Here is a 17465-nt window from a genome sequence, read left to right as displayed (position 1 = left end):
CAATTGTTTTGGGATACGGGGGTTTTTTATGCCCGCCGCGCAAAGTCGACAAAGCGAAATTTGTCGGGGCGGTGGCGGGATTCGGAATACTGGAACAAGGTGTTATCCTCCAAGTGCACATAGTTGCGCACGACGGCGATCATGGGGTATTCCTTGTGATCGAGCCAGGCTTGGTCTTCTTCTGTAATGCTCTCAATGGTGATAAATTTTTTGGCGAAGCTGATGCCCACCGTCAGCGTTTGATCCAGGTATTCATAGATGGAGTCTTCGCAAATCTCCACGGTAAGCGGTGGGATAAAGCTTCGAAAATAGTCTTTGTCGAGGATGATTTTCTCCCCATCGATCTCGCGCACCCGAATCACTTCCCAGACCTCTTCGGTGCGAGAAATGTTTAATTGCGTGGCGATATAAGGGGACGGCCTGCCCCGTTTGAGTGAAATCACTTTGGTTGTTGCTTTTTTCCGCATTCGTTTAGTCAGTTCTTTAAAGCTGACCAGTCCGGAAACGGGGAAATTAAATTTGTTGACATGTAGGACAAAAGAGCCTTTGCCTTTGATTTTATGGATATATCCATGTTGCGAGAGGAGGTGTAGGGCCTTGCGCACCGTTTCCCGCGAGGTGCTGTACTGCACGGCCAACTCGTTTTCTGACGGGAGTTTGCTGTCGGGCGGCAAGGAGCCCTGTTCGATTTGATTGACCAAATCATGATAGATTGAAAGATAAATGTTATCCAACACAGGCTCTTCCTCTCAATTGGCAGTGAGTCGATAAACAATTGATTCATATGGTCGCAAAGGCAATTGTTCACCAAAGGCGGCGGAATCTGGATAGTTGGAGAGCAGAATTTCTCTCTTCCATCCTTGGACAGAAGCGAGCACCTTCTCCGGCACGGTGTAAGAATGGGCTCGCCCGCCGAACAGATTGACCACGAACAGCTTTTCATTATCACCATGGCGCAAGTACGCGTAGACTTCAGGATGGTCGATGTCGACGCATTCATATGTGCCGGTGGTGACAATGTCCAATTCTTTGCGCAAACGAATCAATTTCTTGTAATGATAAAAGATCGAATCGGGGTCTGCAAGCGCCTGTTCGGCATTGATTTCCTGGTAGTTGGGGGCGACCTTGATCCATGGTGTCCCTGTCGTGAAACCAGCATGTTCCGTCGCGTTCCATTGCATGGGCGTGCGGGAATTGTCTCGTGATTTCTGGCGAATGATTTTTAACACTTCCGCTTCGGAATAGCCCCGCTCCCGCAGAATGGAAACCATGTTGTGTGTTTCCACATCGCGATAATCTGTGAAAGAAGTGAAATCAGGATTCGTCATTCCCAATTCCTCCCCCTGGTAGATGAAGGGGGTACCTTGCATCAGATGGAGTGCGGTAGCCAACATTTTGGCTGAGGTTACACGATGGGTTTGATCATCGCCATAACGAGAGACGATACGCGGTTGATCATGGTTACACCAGAACAGGGCGTTCCAACCGCCGCCTTTGGCCATGCTCGTTTGCCAATCCGCTAAAATCCGCTTCAAAGCGAGAAAGTCCATCTCACCAACCGCCCATTTCTCACCACCCGGATAATCTACTTTCAAGTGATGGAAGTTGAAAGTCATATTTAGTTCGCCGTTGTCCGGATGGGTATAACGGATGCAATGGGGGATGGATGTGGAAGACATTTCCCCCACAGTCATCATGTCGTAGTGGGTAAACACTTCCCGGTTCATCTCCGCGAGATACTCGTGAATCCGGGGCCCATCAGTGTAAAAGCGGCGCCCATCACCTGGGGGGACAGAGCCGTCGTCATCCGGGAAACGTTGATCTTTGGACAACAGGTTGATGACGTCAAGCCGAAAGCCGTCCACGCCTTTGTCCAACCACCATTTCATCATTTTGTGGATGCGGCGGCGCAACTCCGGGTTTTCCCAATTGAGGTCAGCCTGCGTCACATCAAACAGGTGCAAATAATATTGCCCAGTTGCATGGTCAAGCTCCCAAGCGGAGCCCCCAAATTTGGATTGCCAATTGTTGGGTTGGTCGCGCCAGATGTAGAAGTCCCGGTAAGGGTTGTCCAATGAAGCACGAGCCTCTTGGAACCATGGATGTGCAGTGGAAGTGTGGTTAACTACCATGTCCAAGATGATTTTCATATCGCGGGCGTGAGCCTCTGCCAACAATGCTTCAAAATCATCCATGGTTCCCAGATCCTCATGGATCTGATAATAATCGCTGATGTCGTAGCCGTTGTCCCGCAAAGGCGAGCGGTAAATAGGATTCAACCATATCACATCGACGCCAAGGTTTTTCAGATAATCTAGCTTTTCCATGACGCCACGCAGGTCGCCCACACCATCGCCAGTGGAGTCTTTGAAACTGCGGGGGTAAATTTGGTAGACAACGGCTTTACGCCACCATTCGTTCATGATATCACCTGTTTCATTGCATGATTTCTTCGATTTCTGCTTTGATGATGGAAGATTTCGTACCGAAGACGGCTTGAATGCCATCGTTCACCTTCAGCACACCCGATGCGCCCAACCGTTTCAACGCTTCCTCGTCCACTTTGGAGAGATCGTGGACACCGACGCGCAACCGGGTGATGCAGGCATCTAATTGACGGATATTCTCTTGTCCACCCAAAGCGGCGAGAATCTGGGAAGCGCGTGAGCTTTCAGCCTCGGCGTTGGGTTGTTCAATATAAGATGCCGTCTGTTGTTTGGCACGATAGTCCTCTTTAGTGTACAGCTTGGTTTCTTCCCCGTCATCTTCCCGACCGGGCGTTTTCAAGTCCCACTTCAGAATGAGCCATTTGAACACAAAGTAATAAATGACTGCAAACACGATACCCAGCCCGATGGTGACCAGCCAAGCGTTAGAGTGATTTGGCAGGCTGTTGAACAGGATAAAGTCGATCAGACCAGAACCGCCCGCAAAGCCAGCGTGCATGCCAAGCGCATTCATGAGGCCGAACGCCAGCGCAGTCAATACGGTGTGTGCGGCATACAGGACGGGTGCGACAAACAGGAAGGTAAATTCCAGCGGTTCGGTGATGCCGGTCAACAGAGCGGTGATGGCAGCCGCAACCAAAAGTGACTTGGCTTTGCCTTTTTTCTCTGTCTTGGAGACATGGTACATGGCCAAGGCTGCTGCAGGCAAACCAAACATGACGGGAATGAATTTACCAGCAATATAAGTACCGCCGGTGATAGGAATGCTACCATCTTTCAATTTGTCGATCACTTGAGCGATGTACACGTTTTGATCCCCAACGACGCGGGCGCCGTCCAAGGTGGTGTAAGCGCCGCCGATGTCCGTGAACAGCAAGGGAGTGTTGTAAATGTGGTGGAGCCCAAATGGAATCAAGAGTTTTTCCAGCCCCCCGTACAGACCGACGACCAACGGATTGGTGTGGTTGGCGATGAAGTCACCTGTTGCCAACACCCCAAGACTGATTTGCGGCCAAGCGAAGAACAAAATGACAGCGGTTACAATTCCGCCGAAAGAAGCAACGATGGGTACCAACCGTTCACCGCTGAAAAGGGAGATGGCGTCAGGCAGTTGCACCTTATGAAAGCGGTTGTATAAATAAGCAGTCAAAAACCCGATTAAGATGCCACCAAACACCCCGGTTTGCAAGGTGGGGATGCCCAATTCGGTGCCCAGCATCCGTTCATTCAGCTTGACGCCTGTGATATCGATCAACGCCCCGATGGTGGTGTGCATGATGAAAAAGGCGATAAGTGCAGAAAAGCCAGCCATGCCGCGATTGGTCCAAGTGATAGCGATGGCAATCGCAAACAGAACGGGCAAATTGTTAAAGACCGCTTGTCCGGCGCGTTGCATCAGTTCTCCGACAACTTGCCAAGCATCGCCTGCCAAGAAGGGGAGAAGTTGTTGCACATTGGGATTGAGGATGACGCCGCCCAGTCCCATCAAGATCGAGACAAGGGGGAGGATAAGCACGACAGCCATCATTGCGCGGCCGATCCGTTGGAAGAAATCAAAAGAAAGTGTGCGCTGCATGCAGGATTCGCCTCCTGTGGTTTAAGATTTTTTACGTGCTTGTCGCATCCTTTCGCATTGGAAAAGGAGGCGAGTTAATTAAGATTGCCCTTTTAGGCGCATGGGGCATGAAAAAGGGTCTTACACCATGGTACGGCAGCGAGAATCTGGAGAACGTTTTGAATAATTGGACGATCGCTCGTTTGCCGGAGGTGTATAGATAGGCTTGGTAAGGTGACAACATGTTCTGGAGCTTTGGCTCCTTCAGAGGTTGCCTCCAAGCTGCAACCTGTATATACAGGTTGATTTCATTTTAGACCTGTATATACAAGCATGTCAATATGAAATAAAAAGGATGACAGCACGATGGGTCGGTTAAGTGACATGATACCCTCTTTGAACGGGTATACAAAGGTAAAGGAACAGGCGGCGGACTCAGTGCTGATCTGTTCCTTCTATACATTGGTGAAAGCCCCCTGCGACGCCTGTGCAGTGGTCGCAGGGAGGGGGTTCCTTCAGCACCAAACTTCGGCACAGGGTTAATCCGTCTCTTGCCGGTGTGCCGCTTGCAGATGGACGACCAGTTCAGCTAACAAGTTGATGAGTTGCTGGCTGTTTTCCTCGCCCATGGTGGAGAGGGCGATGGCGATGGGATTTTGTTCGATATGCTGATGCATGTGCTGAATCAATCGCTGGCCTTTGTCGGTGGTTTCGACATGCTTTTTGCGCCGATCTTGTTTGTCAGGCACCCGTCTTACCAATTGGTGGCGTTCCAATGTGTCTATGATGGGGATGAGAGTGGGAGGCTCGATGGAAAAGACTTCCCCTAAGCGTTTGACGGTGAGCGGTTGCTTGCTGAGCTGTACCAATACGCCAAATTGGCGTGCCGTGATGGGAACATCATGGCGCATCAACTGCCGTTCTAGAAGATCTTTGCTCAGGCGGATAAGAGTGGAAAGATTTGTGCGAAACGATTCTGTCATGGTGACTAGTTTTTCTTTATCCAAACGTTAACACTTCCTTCGTCTGATTTTGGCAGGCGGGATAAATGGCAAAAGGGCAAAAAGGGGTGCCGGCCGTTCGCCTCTTTATTTTAACCGATTCAGGGGAAGAAGGGACGGCTGGCAATGATGTGGAGGCACTGGTGGAAAAAAGATCGGACAAGGGGGAATTTTTGTTACAACGCGCAGGAAACAAAGAGAGATTTTCTGTTTCTTATTTACAGATTTTTTTGTCTTTTGATAAAATGAAATTAATTACTAACGGAGCCAGTTTGCCGCTGGTTGTCCCTGTTTGGGAGAGTCAGCGGTTAAAATCACAAGCAAAAAGGGAAAAGAACTCATTCTATATTATAAAATGACATTGCATCATGCCGGATAAGAAGGGAGGCAGGGGGATGGAGAGAAATTTTTGGGGCAGAGACAACGAGAAATGCCCGCGTTGCGGTTCAAAGATGGTGTCACAAACGGAAAATGACGAATATTTGTGCGATGATTGCGGATACCGCTGGGTAGAGGATTGATGAGTGAACCAAGCTTCTCCTTAGGATTGCGTCGGGAGAAGCTTTTTTTTGTGCATTGAATTTGCATAAATTTTATGCATGTGGGGAACAAGAGTGTGGTATAGTGGAGTGTAGTTTACTTATTTTCTTTTATTAGAAAGTGTGGTCGCTATTAAGAAACAACAAGGTCAAGTCGATTTAGATCGAATCGAGGAAAAAAGTAAGAACCCTATGGTAAAAAAATATGGGATTACTTGGACTTTGTATAAGTGTGAGACATGTAAATTCCTTGAGCCAACTGAAAAAAGCTACCGATGCAACTTCCAACCGGGACGCCATTACCCGACTTGGGATGCTTGTGGGCTATATCGACCACAACCGCAGGAGCCTACCGAATGAGGTGGGCTCCTGCGGAGTTGGCACATCCGGCAATATAAGAGTGAATTTTCTGTATTTAAACAGCGTGTATTTGCGCGATAAACCGATCGCTGACAGCTCACCTAAACGGGAAACCGGAAGGGGATAACAGCATGCTGTAGAAGCCATAAGTTGGTTTGTCACCAAACCACGACTGAATGGGGAGGCAAAATGCTGTGAACGAGGATGAAGGCTAGACTGCTTGAATGACAGCCCGAGCGGGTCATCATCCCCCTGACGCTTAAGGGATGCATTAGTATTGGAAGTGTTTCGTATGCTGTTGGAAGCGATCTATGAGCGGCATTTTTTCGCTTTCTTCCCATGGATTCCGTCACCACGGAAGTTGCCACACCTCACTGCTGCAAATATAAAGAGAGTTTACGAAAGCCGACTGGCTCATCGAGATGACTTTTACTTTAAGATGGATCCGGGGAACCGCACCTATAGCGTTTGAGAGCAAATCGCAGAAGCTGTTTCAAATGCTGTCCGCAATCAGGCTGAGAAAATCATCGTGGAACAACGGGATGATGAATTAAAAAAGCCCCCTGCGCGACGAGGGGGCTTGTCACAAGTGAAAGCGATTAAGTTTTTCTTTGGAGATGTACACGCGTTTGGGGACAAGTTTGGCGTTTCTTTTGAACAGCTCCGAGCAACCGTAGGGGTGGCTCAGCAAAAAAACAACGCGTGCGCTCACCGCTTTGAAGAGGCGATGAATCAGATGCTGAATGTCGGCCACTTCAAATCCCAACCGATGGGCTCCGCGATAGAGGAATGTGGTTCCCAACACCACTTGGATCTGGGCGGCTTTGGGGTGCTGGTTGATGTATCGGGTTAATTGAGGGAGGGATGCACGGACGTTTTTGGTCAGAATAGCGGCCCAGCTCATCGGGTGGCGCGGCGATTGCCTGAGCAGTTGGGCAAGGTAGGCGTTGTGAAAGTGCAGTTGGACGTACCAATCTCCGGCTTTGAGTGTATATCCGTCTGATGTGGTGATTTCCTCGCCCCGGTAGCGTTTGATAACGACACGAAAGATATTACGTTTCCTTTTGTCTACATAATGGAGTCGGGAAGTCAAATAATACACACGGTCCCAGATCATCCATAAAGCAAGGAGGAGTCGATGGAGCATGGGATCACCTGTTTTCGAAAGTGAGAAAGATTTTAACCATCTTCTGGATGAGATATAATGAAGGGCCCATAAAACAAGGCTTTTATTGAGCAAACGTTTTTCCCGCTGGCATACAGCAGGTTAAAATAATGGGTTGGTTGAAACACAATCTTCACCTATTTTAACCCACGGCGGGTGCAAATATTTTTAAACGGGATAACCTTTTCCAGTCTTAATCAGTATTGAGCGTTTTTTTTGCAGAAATATAATGATTCCCTATTCCCACTTTCCCACAGCCAAGCTATAATGAGTGAGGTTTGTTGGAATGGGAAGGAGGATCCATCTTGTCAGTGTCATGGGAGATTTTAAACGTGGTAGGCATTTCCGCTTTTGCGATCAGTGGTGCCATCATCGCAATGGAAGAAAAGTATGACCTATTTGGTGCATATGTCTTAGGTCTGGTTACTGCATTTGGGGGTGGCGTCATCCGCAATGCATTGATTGGTTTGCCGACGGATGTGCTGTGGAAGCAAGAATTGATGATCTATGTGGCGTTGATTGCTATCACGCTGGTATTGTTTTGTCCCGCAAAGTGGTTTCAATACTGCAAAAAATGGCTTAATTTCTTTGACGCGATCGGGTTGGCCGCTTTTTCAGTCCAAGGAGCTTTGTATGCTTCGGATAAAGGATTGCCGTTGGTCGCGGTGATTTTCGCTGCGGTGATGACCGGGATTGGCGGAGGCATGATCCGCGATTTGCTGGCTGGTAGAAAACCGCTCGTTTTACAAAAAGAGATCTACGCGTTATGGTCTGTTATTACCGGGGGCGTCATTGGTCTTCATTGGTTGGAAGATGGTTGGCAATTGTTGGCGTTGTGCGTGTTAGTGGTTGCCTTGCGCATGGTTTCAGCCATTTACGGGTGGCACTTGCCCCGGATTGTCCAAAGAAAAATGGGTTAGTTGGTCGGATGTGCCAACTGACTCATTTTTTGTTTTATCGGGGTTTTGTCCGCTATCCCGTCTCTTTTTATAAGGGCTTGTCCAAGCCGAAGAAAAAGATCGGTTGATTTGGTAGGAATTTCAAATGGTTATGTGTAATTATTCTGAGTATGTGATTGGAAGAATTAATGTAAAAAATTGTAAGTATATGAAAGGGGGTGACGGAAATCGTCAATTGGAGGCGACGAGATGCAAAGGTGGAGCAAACGTGAAACAAGGAATGCTTCTATGTTGATAGAGTCTTGGCGATACATAATGTGAAGTTTTCCCTTCTTAATCGAAGAACCCAGTTTATAAGGAGAGTGGTGAAAGTGATTAAGAACAAAGCCATGGAGTCGGAGAGCAACCAATCATCGCCTGAAGTCAAAGCTTCAAACAACCCTTCGGGCGGTTCCACCATTCAGATTCGCACCGTGGTGAGGCGCATCACGGAAACGATGGCCAAAGAAGCGAAAGCGGAGCGACATCATGATGATACGCTAGTGAAAAGGGTGTCGGGGAAAACGGGGACTGTAGAAACGGTGGAGAGCCAACGCTTGTCGAAACCAGTTCACGCAAAAGAAAAGATTTCGACCGTATCAAAAAAAGGGCAGAGAGAAAGCCGCGTAACAGGTTCTGTGGTAACCCTCCCGCCTGAAACGTATCGGCGGGTTTCTCCCCAAAGGAATGCAAGACCTTTATTGTCATGGAAAGTGGTCGGGCTCGTTGCTGGATGTTTGTTGTTGATTGGTGTTGGCGTGTATGCCGTTCATACGGTCGGAGCGGACTCTGCACCGGTGAAGCCAAAGGATGAGCAAGACACACGGCATTTCTTTGTTACGGGAGACGATTCCTTGTCCAAAGGGAAATGGATCAGCTGGAAATGGAAACAAAATCCCGCATACACAAATCCGGCAAGTGAATTGCCTGCGCCACCCGCGGATAAACAAGTGTCCAGTTTGGCTGTGGCCAATCGCGGCGCGCAATCCGATAGCCCTGTTGTTAATCCGCATGATCGAAGGGTGCAAGATGAAGATTGGATTCAGCGTCCTCAACAACGGCCTCCTGCCCGTGGGTCGGAACCGCAAGCGCCTGATCCTACCCAACCTCATGAGGATAATAAGAAGGTAATCGATTTGCCGCCTGTGCTAAAACCGGAAAATCAGAACAATCAGAGCGACAGAGAAGCGGAACCAAAAGTGCCGCAGCAAAAGGAACAAAAAAAGCCTCCCAAAGAGGGTCGGGATCACGGAGGATTGTTTGATGTCATTGACGGGTTGTTTGACTTCGTGTTCCATATGGGTACGGTATTGGGTGATGGTGTAAAAGCAGATGGTTGATGTGCAAAGTGGCGAAAATTAAATCTAATTGACAGAATAATATGTGTTTTTGGTATGCCTTGGGAGAACCCAAGGCTATTTCATTTGAGAGAAAAACCAAAGAAAAAGCCCTTGTGAACAAGGGCTTAGAGGGATTAGTTCAAAAAGAAATCGGTGATTTTTTGTAATGTCGATGGGGTATCTGCTTTGGTTGATTCTGATACACTTTGCCATGCGGACGGTGTAGCGAAGGGGATCGGAATCCGCATTACCTTGTTGCTATCGCCGCTAAGTGTGGTCATGTAAAAATAACTGTCTTGCCGCTTTTCTTTCTCATTGACCGTATAGAGGATTTTGCGGCCATCTTCAGACCAAATTGCACTGGTTACCGCCTTGTTGTTGTCTACGGTAATGTTTTTGGGTTGGCTGCCGTCCGCATTCATCACATATGCGTCCGATTGCCCTGCTTTGGTTGAACCATACAAAATTTTGCGACCGTCTGGAGAGAAATGAGGACTGTATTCCGAAGTTTCGCTGCCTCCCAATCCGGTCAGTTGCTTCAAATTGCTACCATCGGCATGCATGGAATAGATATGGGTGAAACCGGACTGGTCAGAAGAATGGAAGACGATCTTGGTACCGTCCGGGGACCAATCGGGTTCAGCATGGCGCACTCCTTCAGTGACGTGGGTGAGAGCTTTGACTTTTTTGCTGGCTACGTCCACGAGATACAGGTTGCCATCGCTTTTGGCAAACACGATTTTCTTGCCGTCCGGGGACCAGCGCGGAGATGTGTCATAATTAGGAAAATAGCTGTTAGTCAGACGCACTTGGTTTTTGCCGTCGGCATCAGCGATGTGCAAGCTGTCGTTTTTGACAAATGCCAATTTGGTTCCGTCAGGGGACAAGTCGGCGAAAGTTCCCGACGTCACTTTCCGCATGGAGAGTGAATCAGGGTCATACCGGTATATGGTTTGGCTGTTGAGCGGGCCGCCGTTGAAATAGATGGATTTGGTGGTTTGGGCAGCATGGGCGGGAACAAGCAAGGACGCGGTGACAAGTGCCGCGCTAATCAAGCCGAGCGTTTTTTTCATGAGGATTCCTCCTTTCAGTGAGATGGTTATAGATTCTATTATATCTGATTTGACTGAAATCAACTATTTTCTATTGAAATAGACATATATTTTTCATAGGGGGGATTTACCATGTCACATACTGGATAAACCTTACAATCGGGTCTTTTTTCGTCCTTGACAAACCAACGATTGATTGATTTAAGAAAGCGAATCGGCTAGACTGGACAAAGGAATCGCACACATAAAAGGGGGAACGTGTGTTTCACACGGCATGATGATGAGAACGTTTTGGATTCAAGGGCTCGATAAAGCCTTTTATCGTGATATAGAGTTGATTGCACAGTTATTTTTTGAAGAAGTGTCGTTAGTAGAGAATGAAGCAGATGCACAAATGCAACTGCATTTCACCGTGCATGAAAGCAATCCGGTGCATGCCCGGGCCCTTATGCGGGACGTGGCGAGCGGAGAGACTTGGCAAGCAGAACACCGGCGCGATGTGAACGGGGCCTTGGAGGGGAAGGCGTACCGCAAAAAGGTGAAACAAGCGGTCAACTATGTCTTGTTGCAAGTATTGGAAGAAGCCACAGGAGTGCGGCAACCGTGGGGAATCCTAACAGGCGTAAGGCCCACCAAGCTGTTGCATTCGATGTTGCTTGACGGGTTGAGCGTGGAGCGAGCAGTGAACGTGTTGCAGACCGATTATTTGATCCATCAGGAGAAAACAGACATCTTGACGGAGATCGTTGCCCGTCAGCTGACCGTCTTGCCTGACCTGTATGAATTGGACAAAGAAGTGAGTTTGTATATTGGCATTCCTTTTTGCCCAACCAAATGCGCGTATTGTACGTTCCCGGCTTATGCCATTCAAGGGCGTAACGGTTCGGTAGAAGGATTTTTGCAGGGTTTGCATGAAGAAATTGCGCAAATAGGTGCCTGGCTGGAAAAACGGGGCTTGCCAGTGACGACCATTTACTTCGGTGGTGGAACGCCGACTTCGATCACTGCGAAGCAGATGGATGAATTGTTCATGGCGCTAAAGCGGTCGGTTCCCTCCTTTGACCAGGTTCGAGAACTGACTGTTGAAGCAGGGCGGCCCGACACCCTTAATCCGGAGAAATTGGACTTGATGAAGCGGTGGAATGTGGATCGGATCAGTATTAATCCGCAAAGTTTTAAAGAAGAAACCTTGAAGCTGATCGGCCGCCACCATACAGTAAAAGAAACACTGGAAAAGTACCAGTTGGCGCGTGAGATGGGCTTGACCAACATCAACATGGATTTGATTATCGGTTTGCCCAATGAGGGATTGGACAACTTTCAGGAGACGCTAGATATGATGGCCGAGTTGCGTCCTGAATCGTTGACAGTGCATACCCTCTCGTTTAAACGTGGTTCAGTCATGACCCAAAACAAAGAGAAATATCGTGTCGCCGACCGGGATGAAACAGGGGAAATGGTGCGGATGGCACGAGATTGGGCTGCAGGAATGGGCTATGTTCCTTATTATCTGTACCGGCAAAAAAACATTCTCGGCAATCAGGAGAATGTGGGTTACGCTTTTCCTGGTTTGGAAAGCTTGTACAACATCATTATCATGGAAGAGCGCCAAACCATTATCGGGCTTGGTTGCGGGGCAGTGAGCAAGTTGGTGTCGCCAGGGGATGGTAAAATCAAGCGATTGCCCAACCCTAAGGAGCCCAAAGCCTATATTGACACGTATCAACGCCATATCGAGGAAAAATTGAAACTGTTGGATGAAACATATGGGTTTGCGCTGAATAAAGGATGAAACGACGAAACACCCCGTGTGCAGGTTGGTGCACGGGGTGTTTTGCATTCACTCTCTATCGACATTTGCCGGCTCCTGTGCTTCATCGCCATGAACGAATTCTTCCGTGCTTTTCACTTCAACATAGTCGTTGGATTCATGATTAGCATGGGCGGCTGAGCAGGCGAGCGGCTCCACTGATGCATCCATATCGGTCAAGTTTTCCTCTTTGGATAAGGTTTCTGCTACGGTCAAGGTTTCCGCTTCGGTCAAGGGTTTTGCTTCAGTTAAAACTTCTGCTCCGGCCAAGGTTTCCTCGGTTTCCTCATCGGCTGAGGTCTTCTCCTCGATTGAAATGTCTGCTTCGGCCAAAGGTGTCGGTGCGGTCGGGTGCTCTGTTTCCTGCTGGATATCCGCCTCTGTGGCCGTCTCTTTCTCTATGGGAAGCACGATGTTAACTTCGGCTTCTTGATTCAGTTGCTCGACTTCCGCCTCCTCGGCGCTTTTGATTGGGAATTGCAATGGTGACATGGCTTGATCCAATTGTGAAGCGATCCAGAAGAACGTTCCGCTGATCGCTTGTGGTTCTTCCCTCATCCGTTGGATGCGGATGGTAAACTCCTGCTCATCACAGTGGTGCAGAGAGGCGAAACAGCCGGGATGATTCGTCATCGCGACCACGATGTAGGCGCCCATAGGTTGAGCCACTGAAACGGTGACGAACGTATGATCAGCATGCGCTGGAAGCTGGAAGGCGGCAATTCCGGATGTTTGTACAGGTTGTTGTCCAGCTAGGAGTGGTTGGAAATTCAACTTCTCCAATCCGATGGAGCCATCAGCCAGTTTTTCCCCAGTGATGGCGCGATCCACTATTTTGTCTTCGGTGATGGAGAAGTCCTTGATTTTGTCTTCCGTCACGGCAAAGTCCTTGATTTTATCTTCTGTAATGGTCAAATCCTTGATCTTGTCGGTTGTGACCGCTTGCGAACCGATTTTATCTTCCGTGACCGCTAGATCAACGATTTTGTCAGTAGTAATCGCTTGATCTTGTAACTTTACCGTGGTGATGGCGCCATCTTTGATTTTTTCAGTGGATACTGCTTGATCCTGCAACTTTTCCGTTGTGATTGCCGCATCTTTGATTTTTTCGGTAGCCACCGCTTGATGGCGAATTTTGTCTTCTGTCACTGCGAAATCTCTGATTTTGTCTTCTGTCACTGCCAAATCTCTGATTTTTTCTTTTGTTATGGCTTGGTCTCTGATTTTGTCCTTGGTGATGGTTTGATCTTTGATTTTGTCTTTGGATACAGCCTGGTCTCCAATTTTTTCTTCGGTCACGGCTTTTTCTGCCAAATGTTCGGCGAAGATCAGTCCGGGGACCAGATGGGGGGATTGGATGCTCTGTTTTTGGATGTGCTCGGTGCTAATACTTGCAGCTGTCAGATGCTCGGTTTGGATAGCCTGTTCAGCCAGATGGGCAGAGTGGATTTGCGATGGTGCGATATGGTCGGCCAATACGACCGATTCACCCAGATGTTGGGATTGAATTGCTTGTTGGGACAGATGTTCAGATGCGATACATTCTTTCTGCAGATGATGGCCGTGAATTTGCTCATCAGCCAGATGAGAGGAGTGGATGCATTGTTCTGACAGGTGTTCGGCGTAGATGGCGTTGGGAGAGATTTTGTCGCCGGTTACTGCCCCTTGGCCAAGGTGATCCGTCAACACGGCCCCTTGCGCGAGATGCGCGGCGTGAATTTGTTGTTCTTCGATATGGGGAGACAACACCGATGCCGGCTTGATGTGTTCGCTTTGCACAGCGTGCGGTGCAATTTTCCCTGCTGTGACGGCTTGATCGTGCAAATGCCCGGTTTCGATTTGTTCCTTTTGCAGATGGGACCCATTAATCGCTTCAGGAGTCAAGTGTTCCTCGTAAATGGATTGTGGCGCGATTTTTTCTCCAGTGACGGCTTCATCGTGCAAATGCTCGGTTTCGATCTGCTTCGTTTGAAGATGGGAACCTCTGATTGCTCGAGGAGCAACATGTTCCCCGTAGATGGATTGCGGCGCAATTTTTCTTGCAGTGACCGCTTCATCGCGCAAATGTCCGGTCTCGATCTGATTCGCTTGGAGATGTGTACCGCTGATCGCTTGGGAGGTCAGATGTTCTCCGTGGATGGACTGTGGCGCAATTTTTTTCGCAGTAACTGCTTGCTCGCGCAAATGCTCAGTATCGATCTGATCCGCTTGGAGATGGGAACCACTGATCACTCGAGGAGCCAAATGTTCCTCACGAATGGACTGCGGTGCGATTTTATTTGCAGTAACTGCTTGCTCGCGCAAATGCCCCGTTTCGATCTGGTCCGCTTGGAGATGGGAACCGTTGATTGCTTGGGGAGTTAAATGTTCTCCATAGATGGATTGTGGTGCGATTTTCTCCGCAGTGACGGCGTTGGCCTTAATGTGTTGTTCTCCGATCTGACCGTTTAGGATATGGGAGCTGCGCACGATTTGTTCCGATAGATGTTCTGACCGTATCGCTTGCGGCGCAATGTTGGTTGCAGTCACGGAAAATTCGGCCAGATGTTCGTTGCTCACCGAATCAGGGGCAAGATGATCGCCAGTGACAGCTTGTGGTGCGATATGCTGGCTTTCCACTGCCGCATCGGCCAATTTGCGGGCGGTGACGGATTCGTTCATCAGGTGTTCTGTTTTGATTTGATCATGATCGATGTGTTGGCTGAGAATCACTTTATCATCCAGATGTGAGCTGTTAATGTTTCGCGAGGCGATTTTGTTAGCTGTGATCGCATGGTCAGCCAGTTTGTTTGTTGAAATGCAATAATCGATGATTTTTTCTGCGGAGATCGATTCGGGTGCCAATTTGGCCGTTGTAATAGAATGGTCAACCAGCTTGGAACCAGAGATGGAATTGTTGGCAATGTGTTGTTCGCTGATGCTCGCATCTTTGATGTGTGTTTTGCCGATGCATTGCTCTTGAATGTGCCCTTCTCCGATGATGTTTGGAGCCAAATGCTTGGACTGGATGGCTTGCTCTTGAATAGAAGCGGAGCGGATGCTGCCGGGCGCGATCTTGTTCCCGGTGACGGCATGTTCAGCGATGTGTTCTTCTTTGATCACATGGGGGGACAAATGAATGCCTTCGATGATATGATGTTGCAAATGATGGCTGTGAATAGATGCGGCGGCCAGTTTTTCTTCCGTGATCATGTGGTCTTGCAGATGCCGGGATTCAATTGCCCGATCGACCAGATGGCGGCCATGGATGGCGGAGGAGATGATTTTTTCGCTGGTAATGGATTCATTGGCCAATTTGTCTTTGGTGATGGCCCCTTTTTGGACCTTGTCGGCGGAAACCGAGTCATCAGCCAGCTTGGCACTGTTGATGATGCCATTTGCCAAATGGTTGGTGTGGATCGAACCGTTTTTTATTTTATTGCCGCATATCGCTTGATCAGCTAAGTGCTCGTTTTGGATGTGGCCGATCGCCAAATGTTTGCCAAGGACGGAATGGTCTTTCAATTTGGTTTCGCCGATGCTGCGATCAGACAATTTGCTTCCGGGAATCTCATTTTCCCTGATGTGTTTGGCAAGAATCGTTTCCCTTTTGATTTTGTCGCTGCCGATAATGTCATCATCCAGGTGGTATTCTTTGATCGTTTTTTTGGCGATTTTGGCCGATGTCACCGCTTCAGCGGCCAGTTTGGGCTCTGTTACCGCTTCGTGGTCCAGATGTTCTGCCCGGATGGCGCCGTTTTTGATTTTTTTCCCGTCCAGCGATTGATTGGCGATTTTCTCAGCGGTGACCGCCCCGTCGGTCAAGTCGTCGGTATAGATGAACGCTTCATTGATTCCGTGGGGGTTCCGGGCTTTTCTCACTTCAGATACCGTTTTGGCAGGGGGCGTTTCGGTATCGGTTTGGCTTACCGCCGGTTCGTTTGACGGGGGTGCCTCCGATGGCGCGGGTTGGTTATGTGAAGCGGTATAGGTCCATTTTTTCTTGAAATTAGGTGTTTCATTGTCAAGTAGCCACAGCTCATCCAGAACCCTTTCATCCGCTAACGGATCTTTTTTCGTTTTCTTTTTAGATGACGGAATGATCTTTTTCTTCTTCAATTTTCTAACCCCTTTCCCTAGGCCATTGCAACTTTGATAGGTATATTCACTAACCTTGTGAATGGAGCATGTCATCCTGTATTTTGATAAAAGGTAAGGAAAAGGGAGGTGATTCGCCCAGTCGGCGTCAAACAAAAAAAGGGGCGCGTTTGCCCCTGTTACAGCACGGTGGAGACGGAGTTTTCGGAGCTTCTGTTGAATGCTTGCGCATCACCCAAGTTGATCGGTACTTGGATGTTGACGTTGGCGAGGCCCGCGCTTTGCGCGCCTGTGCGTGCCACGTTGCTCACCCGTGCTCTGGTGCTGCTGACTGCGCGACGGCGTCTTTTCGGTTGAATAAACACCACACAGTGTTTTTTTGGGCAACCCATTCGGATTCACCTCCTTTCAGTTGGATGGGGGAATTGGATATGTACGGGGGGAGGAGTTCCCCCCTATGCTGAATGACGTTACAGCAAGTTGGAGACGGAGTTTCCGGAGCTTCTGTTGAATGCTTGCGCATCTCCCAGGTTGATCGGCACTTGAACGTTCAGGTTGATCAATCCGGCGCTTTGTGCACCCGTGCGCGCCACGTTGTTCACCCTTGCTCTTGCGCCACCCACAGCGCGACGACGTCTGTGTTTTTTAATGACGATCAGACAGTTCTTTTTTCTGCAGCAACCCATTGTCTTTCACTCCTTTTTAATTATTTTTGTTCAGGATTTGAATCATTTTGCCCTTGCGGCGGGGTCGGAATTTGCTTTTCGATGATATTCACCAGGTTGGGGGCAACTTGTTGCAGAATGGAAGCGGCTGCACCATTAACTGCCCCACCGCCGGTGATTAAGCCAATCAGCTGTTCGAGGATACCCAGCAAGCTGCCGACGACGCCAGTCAGGATGCCAGTCGCGCCTGTGACGACACCTGCCACCGCGGTGATAGCTTGAACGGGAAGCCCGAGAATGAACGTGATCAAGTCAGAAATTTGTTGTGCTTTTAATTGTTGCGCTGCTGGGAGTTTGCTGTTTGCTTCTTCGATTAAGGAACGGATCGCCTCCAATTGTTCCGGGGTGTAGGAATGGTTGCTCATCATGTTTCACCTCCTTTCAAGGCTGAGAAACGTGATTGGGGATGAGTTAGAGGGCATTGGTTGTTGAGTTTTGATCGCTGTTGTTTAAGGT

The 17465-nt window shown here is 48.8% G+C and carries 16 protein-coding genes; 6 read left to right on the top strand and 10 right to left on the bottom strand.

All coding sequences use genetic code 11. The annotated features are described in order from the left end of the window. Window positions 1-26 precede the first annotated feature (26 nt). From treR to NYR52_RS10415, 4 genes are all read right to left on the bottom strand, one after another. Window positions 27-737, bottom strand: a complete 711-nt coding sequence (treR, locus tag NYR52_RS10430; protein WP_132222131.1) for a trehalose operon repressor — start codon at window positions 735-737, stop codon at window positions 27-29. Between the two features lie 12 nt (window positions 738-749). After that, complete coding sequence (treC, locus tag NYR52_RS10425) at window positions 750-2423, bottom strand: alpha,alpha-phosphotrehalase (RefSeq protein ID WP_132222129.1); 1674 nt, start codon at window positions 2421-2423, stop codon at window positions 750-752. A 13-nt stretch (window positions 2424-2436) separates the two neighbouring features. Next, window positions 2437-4023: a PTS transporter subunit EIIC gene (locus tag NYR52_RS10420; RefSeq protein ID WP_259435597.1), complete on the bottom strand. Its 1587-nt coding sequence runs from the start codon at window positions 4021-4023 to the stop codon at window positions 2437-2439. A 518-nt stretch (window positions 4024-4541) separates the two neighbouring features. Next, window positions 4542-5009, bottom strand: coding sequence for a MarR family winged helix-turn-helix transcriptional regulator (locus NYR52_RS10415; protein WP_132222125.1), 468 nt, complete (start codon window positions 5007-5009; stop codon window positions 4542-4544). Window positions 5010-5050: 41 nt separating this feature from the next. On the opposite strand from NYR52_RS10415, the gene NYR52_RS10410 reads away from it, so the two are divergent. From NYR52_RS10410 to NYR52_RS10400, 3 genes are all read left to right on the top strand, one after another. Further along, on the top strand, window positions 5051-5362 hold the full coding sequence (locus tag NYR52_RS10410; RefSeq protein ID WP_259435596.1) for a hypothetical protein: 312 nt from the start codon (window positions 5051-5053) through the stop codon (window positions 5360-5362). 36 nt (window positions 5363-5398) lie between these two features. Beyond that, a complete protein-coding gene (locus NYR52_RS10405) occupies window positions 5399-5524 on the top strand; it encodes a hypothetical protein (RefSeq protein WP_259435595.1) in 126 nt (41 codons plus the stop codon). Window positions 5525-6179: 655 nt separating this feature from the next. Next, a complete protein-coding gene (locus tag NYR52_RS10400) occupies window positions 6180-6374 on the top strand; it encodes a hypothetical protein (RefSeq protein WP_259435594.1) in 195 nt (64 codons plus the stop codon). Window positions 6375-6485: 111 nt separating this feature from the next. On the opposite strand, the gene NYR52_RS10395 is transcribed toward NYR52_RS10400, so the two are convergent. After that, complete coding sequence (locus tag NYR52_RS10395; protein ID WP_259435593.1) at window positions 6486-7049, bottom strand: YkoP family protein; 564 nt, start codon at window positions 7047-7049, stop codon at window positions 6486-6488. Window positions 7050-7378: 329 nt separating this feature from the next. On the opposite strand from NYR52_RS10395, the gene NYR52_RS10390 reads away from it, so the two are divergent. Together NYR52_RS10390 and NYR52_RS10385 are read left to right on the top strand one after the other, a co-directional pair. Next, entirely contained in the window at window positions 7379-7987 is a 609-nt protein-coding gene (locus NYR52_RS10390; RefSeq protein ID WP_259436753.1) for a trimeric intracellular cation channel family protein, read from the top strand. A 350-nt stretch (window positions 7988-8337) separates the two neighbouring features. Continuing rightward, window positions 8338-9345, top strand: coding sequence for a hypothetical protein (locus NYR52_RS10385; RefSeq protein ID WP_259435592.1), 1008 nt, complete (start codon window positions 8338-8340; stop codon window positions 9343-9345). A gap of 134 nt (window positions 9346-9479) precedes the next feature. Here the strand turns inward: NYR52_RS10385 and NYR52_RS10380 are convergent, their stop codons facing one another. Further along, window positions 9480-10418 (bottom strand): TolB family protein, encoded by a 939-nt coding sequence (locus NYR52_RS10380; protein WP_132222115.1) that lies wholly within the window; start codon window positions 10416-10418, stop codon window positions 9480-9482. Window positions 10419-10671: 253 nt separating this feature from the next. Here NYR52_RS10380 and NYR52_RS10375 point away from each other — a divergent pair, with 253 nt between their 5' ends. Then, window positions 10672-12189 carry a coproporphyrinogen III oxidase gene (locus tag NYR52_RS10375; protein WP_375163145.1) on the top strand — a complete coding sequence of 506 codons (1518 nt, stop codon included), beginning with the start codon at window positions 10672-10674 and terminating at the stop codon, window positions 12187-12189. Between the two features lie 48 nt (window positions 12190-12237). On the opposite strand, the gene NYR52_RS10370 is transcribed toward NYR52_RS10375, so the two are convergent. From NYR52_RS10370 to NYR52_RS10355, 4 genes are all read right to left on the bottom strand, one after another. Continuing rightward, window positions 12238-16305 (bottom strand): WIAG-tail domain, encoded by a 4068-nt coding sequence (locus NYR52_RS10370; RefSeq protein WP_259435591.1) that lies wholly within the window; start codon window positions 16303-16305, stop codon window positions 12238-12240. Between the two features lie 158 nt (window positions 16306-16463). Further along, on the bottom strand, window positions 16464-16676 hold the full coding sequence (locus NYR52_RS10365) for a hypothetical protein (RefSeq protein WP_132222111.1): 213 nt from the start codon (window positions 16674-16676) through the stop codon (window positions 16464-16466). 78 nt (window positions 16677-16754) lie between these two features. After that, window positions 16755-16970 (bottom strand): hypothetical protein, encoded by a 216-nt coding sequence (locus NYR52_RS10360; protein WP_054095706.1) that lies wholly within the window; start codon window positions 16968-16970, stop codon window positions 16755-16757. A 20-nt stretch (window positions 16971-16990) separates the two neighbouring features. Next, the gene (locus NYR52_RS10355; RefSeq protein ID WP_259435590.1) at window positions 16991-17377 is read right to left on the bottom strand and encodes a hypothetical protein; all 387 of its coding nucleotides are present in this window, start codon (window positions 17375-17377) and stop codon (window positions 16991-16993) included. Window positions 17378-17465 lie beyond the last annotated feature (88 nt).

Source organism: Laceyella sacchari (assembly GCF_024927925.1).
Taxonomy (GTDB): domain Bacteria; phylum Bacillota; class Bacilli; order Thermoactinomycetales; family Thermoactinomycetaceae; genus Laceyella; species Laceyella sacchari.
This window is presented reverse-complemented; position numbering and strand designations above follow the sequence as displayed.

Bases quoted from the DNA above. Each gene is read 5' to 3' on its own strand.
- treC (WP_132222129.1), bottom strand. From the start codon at position 2,423: ATGAACGAATGGTGGCGTAAAGCCGTTGTCTACCAAATTTACCCCCGC.
- NYR52_RS10420 (WP_259435597.1), bottom strand. From the start codon at position 4,023: ATGCAGCGCACACTTTCTTTTGATTTCTTCCAACGGATCGGCCGCGCA.
- NYR52_RS10410 (WP_259435596.1), top strand. From the start codon at position 5,051: ATGGCAAAAGGGCAAAAAGGGGTGCCGGCCGTTCGCCTCTTTATTTTA.
- NYR52_RS10405 (WP_259435595.1), top strand. From the start codon at position 5,399: ATGGAGAGAAATTTTTGGGGCAGAGACAACGAGAAATGCCCGCGTTGC.
- NYR52_RS10395 (WP_259435593.1), bottom strand. From the start codon at position 7,049: ATGCTCCATCGACTCCTCCTTGCTTTATGGATGATCTGGGACCGTGTG.
- NYR52_RS10380 (WP_132222115.1), bottom strand. From the start codon at position 10,418: ATGAAAAAAACGCTCGGCTTGATTAGCGCGGCACTTGTCACCGCGTCC.
- NYR52_RS10375 (WP_375163145.1), top strand. From the start codon at position 10,672: ATGATGATGAGAACGTTTTGGATTCAAGGGCTCGATAAAGCCTTTTAT.
- NYR52_RS10365 (WP_132222111.1), bottom strand. From the start codon at position 16,676: ATGGGTTGCCCAAAAAAACACTGTGTGGTGTTTATTCAACCGAAAAGA.
- NYR52_RS10360 (WP_054095706.1), bottom strand. From the start codon at position 16,970: ATGGGTTGCTGCAGAAAAAAGAACTGTCTGATCGTCATTAAAAAACAC.
- NYR52_RS10355 (WP_259435590.1), bottom strand. From the start codon at position 17,377: ATGATGAGCAACCATTCCTACACCCCGGAACAATTGGAGGCGATCCGT.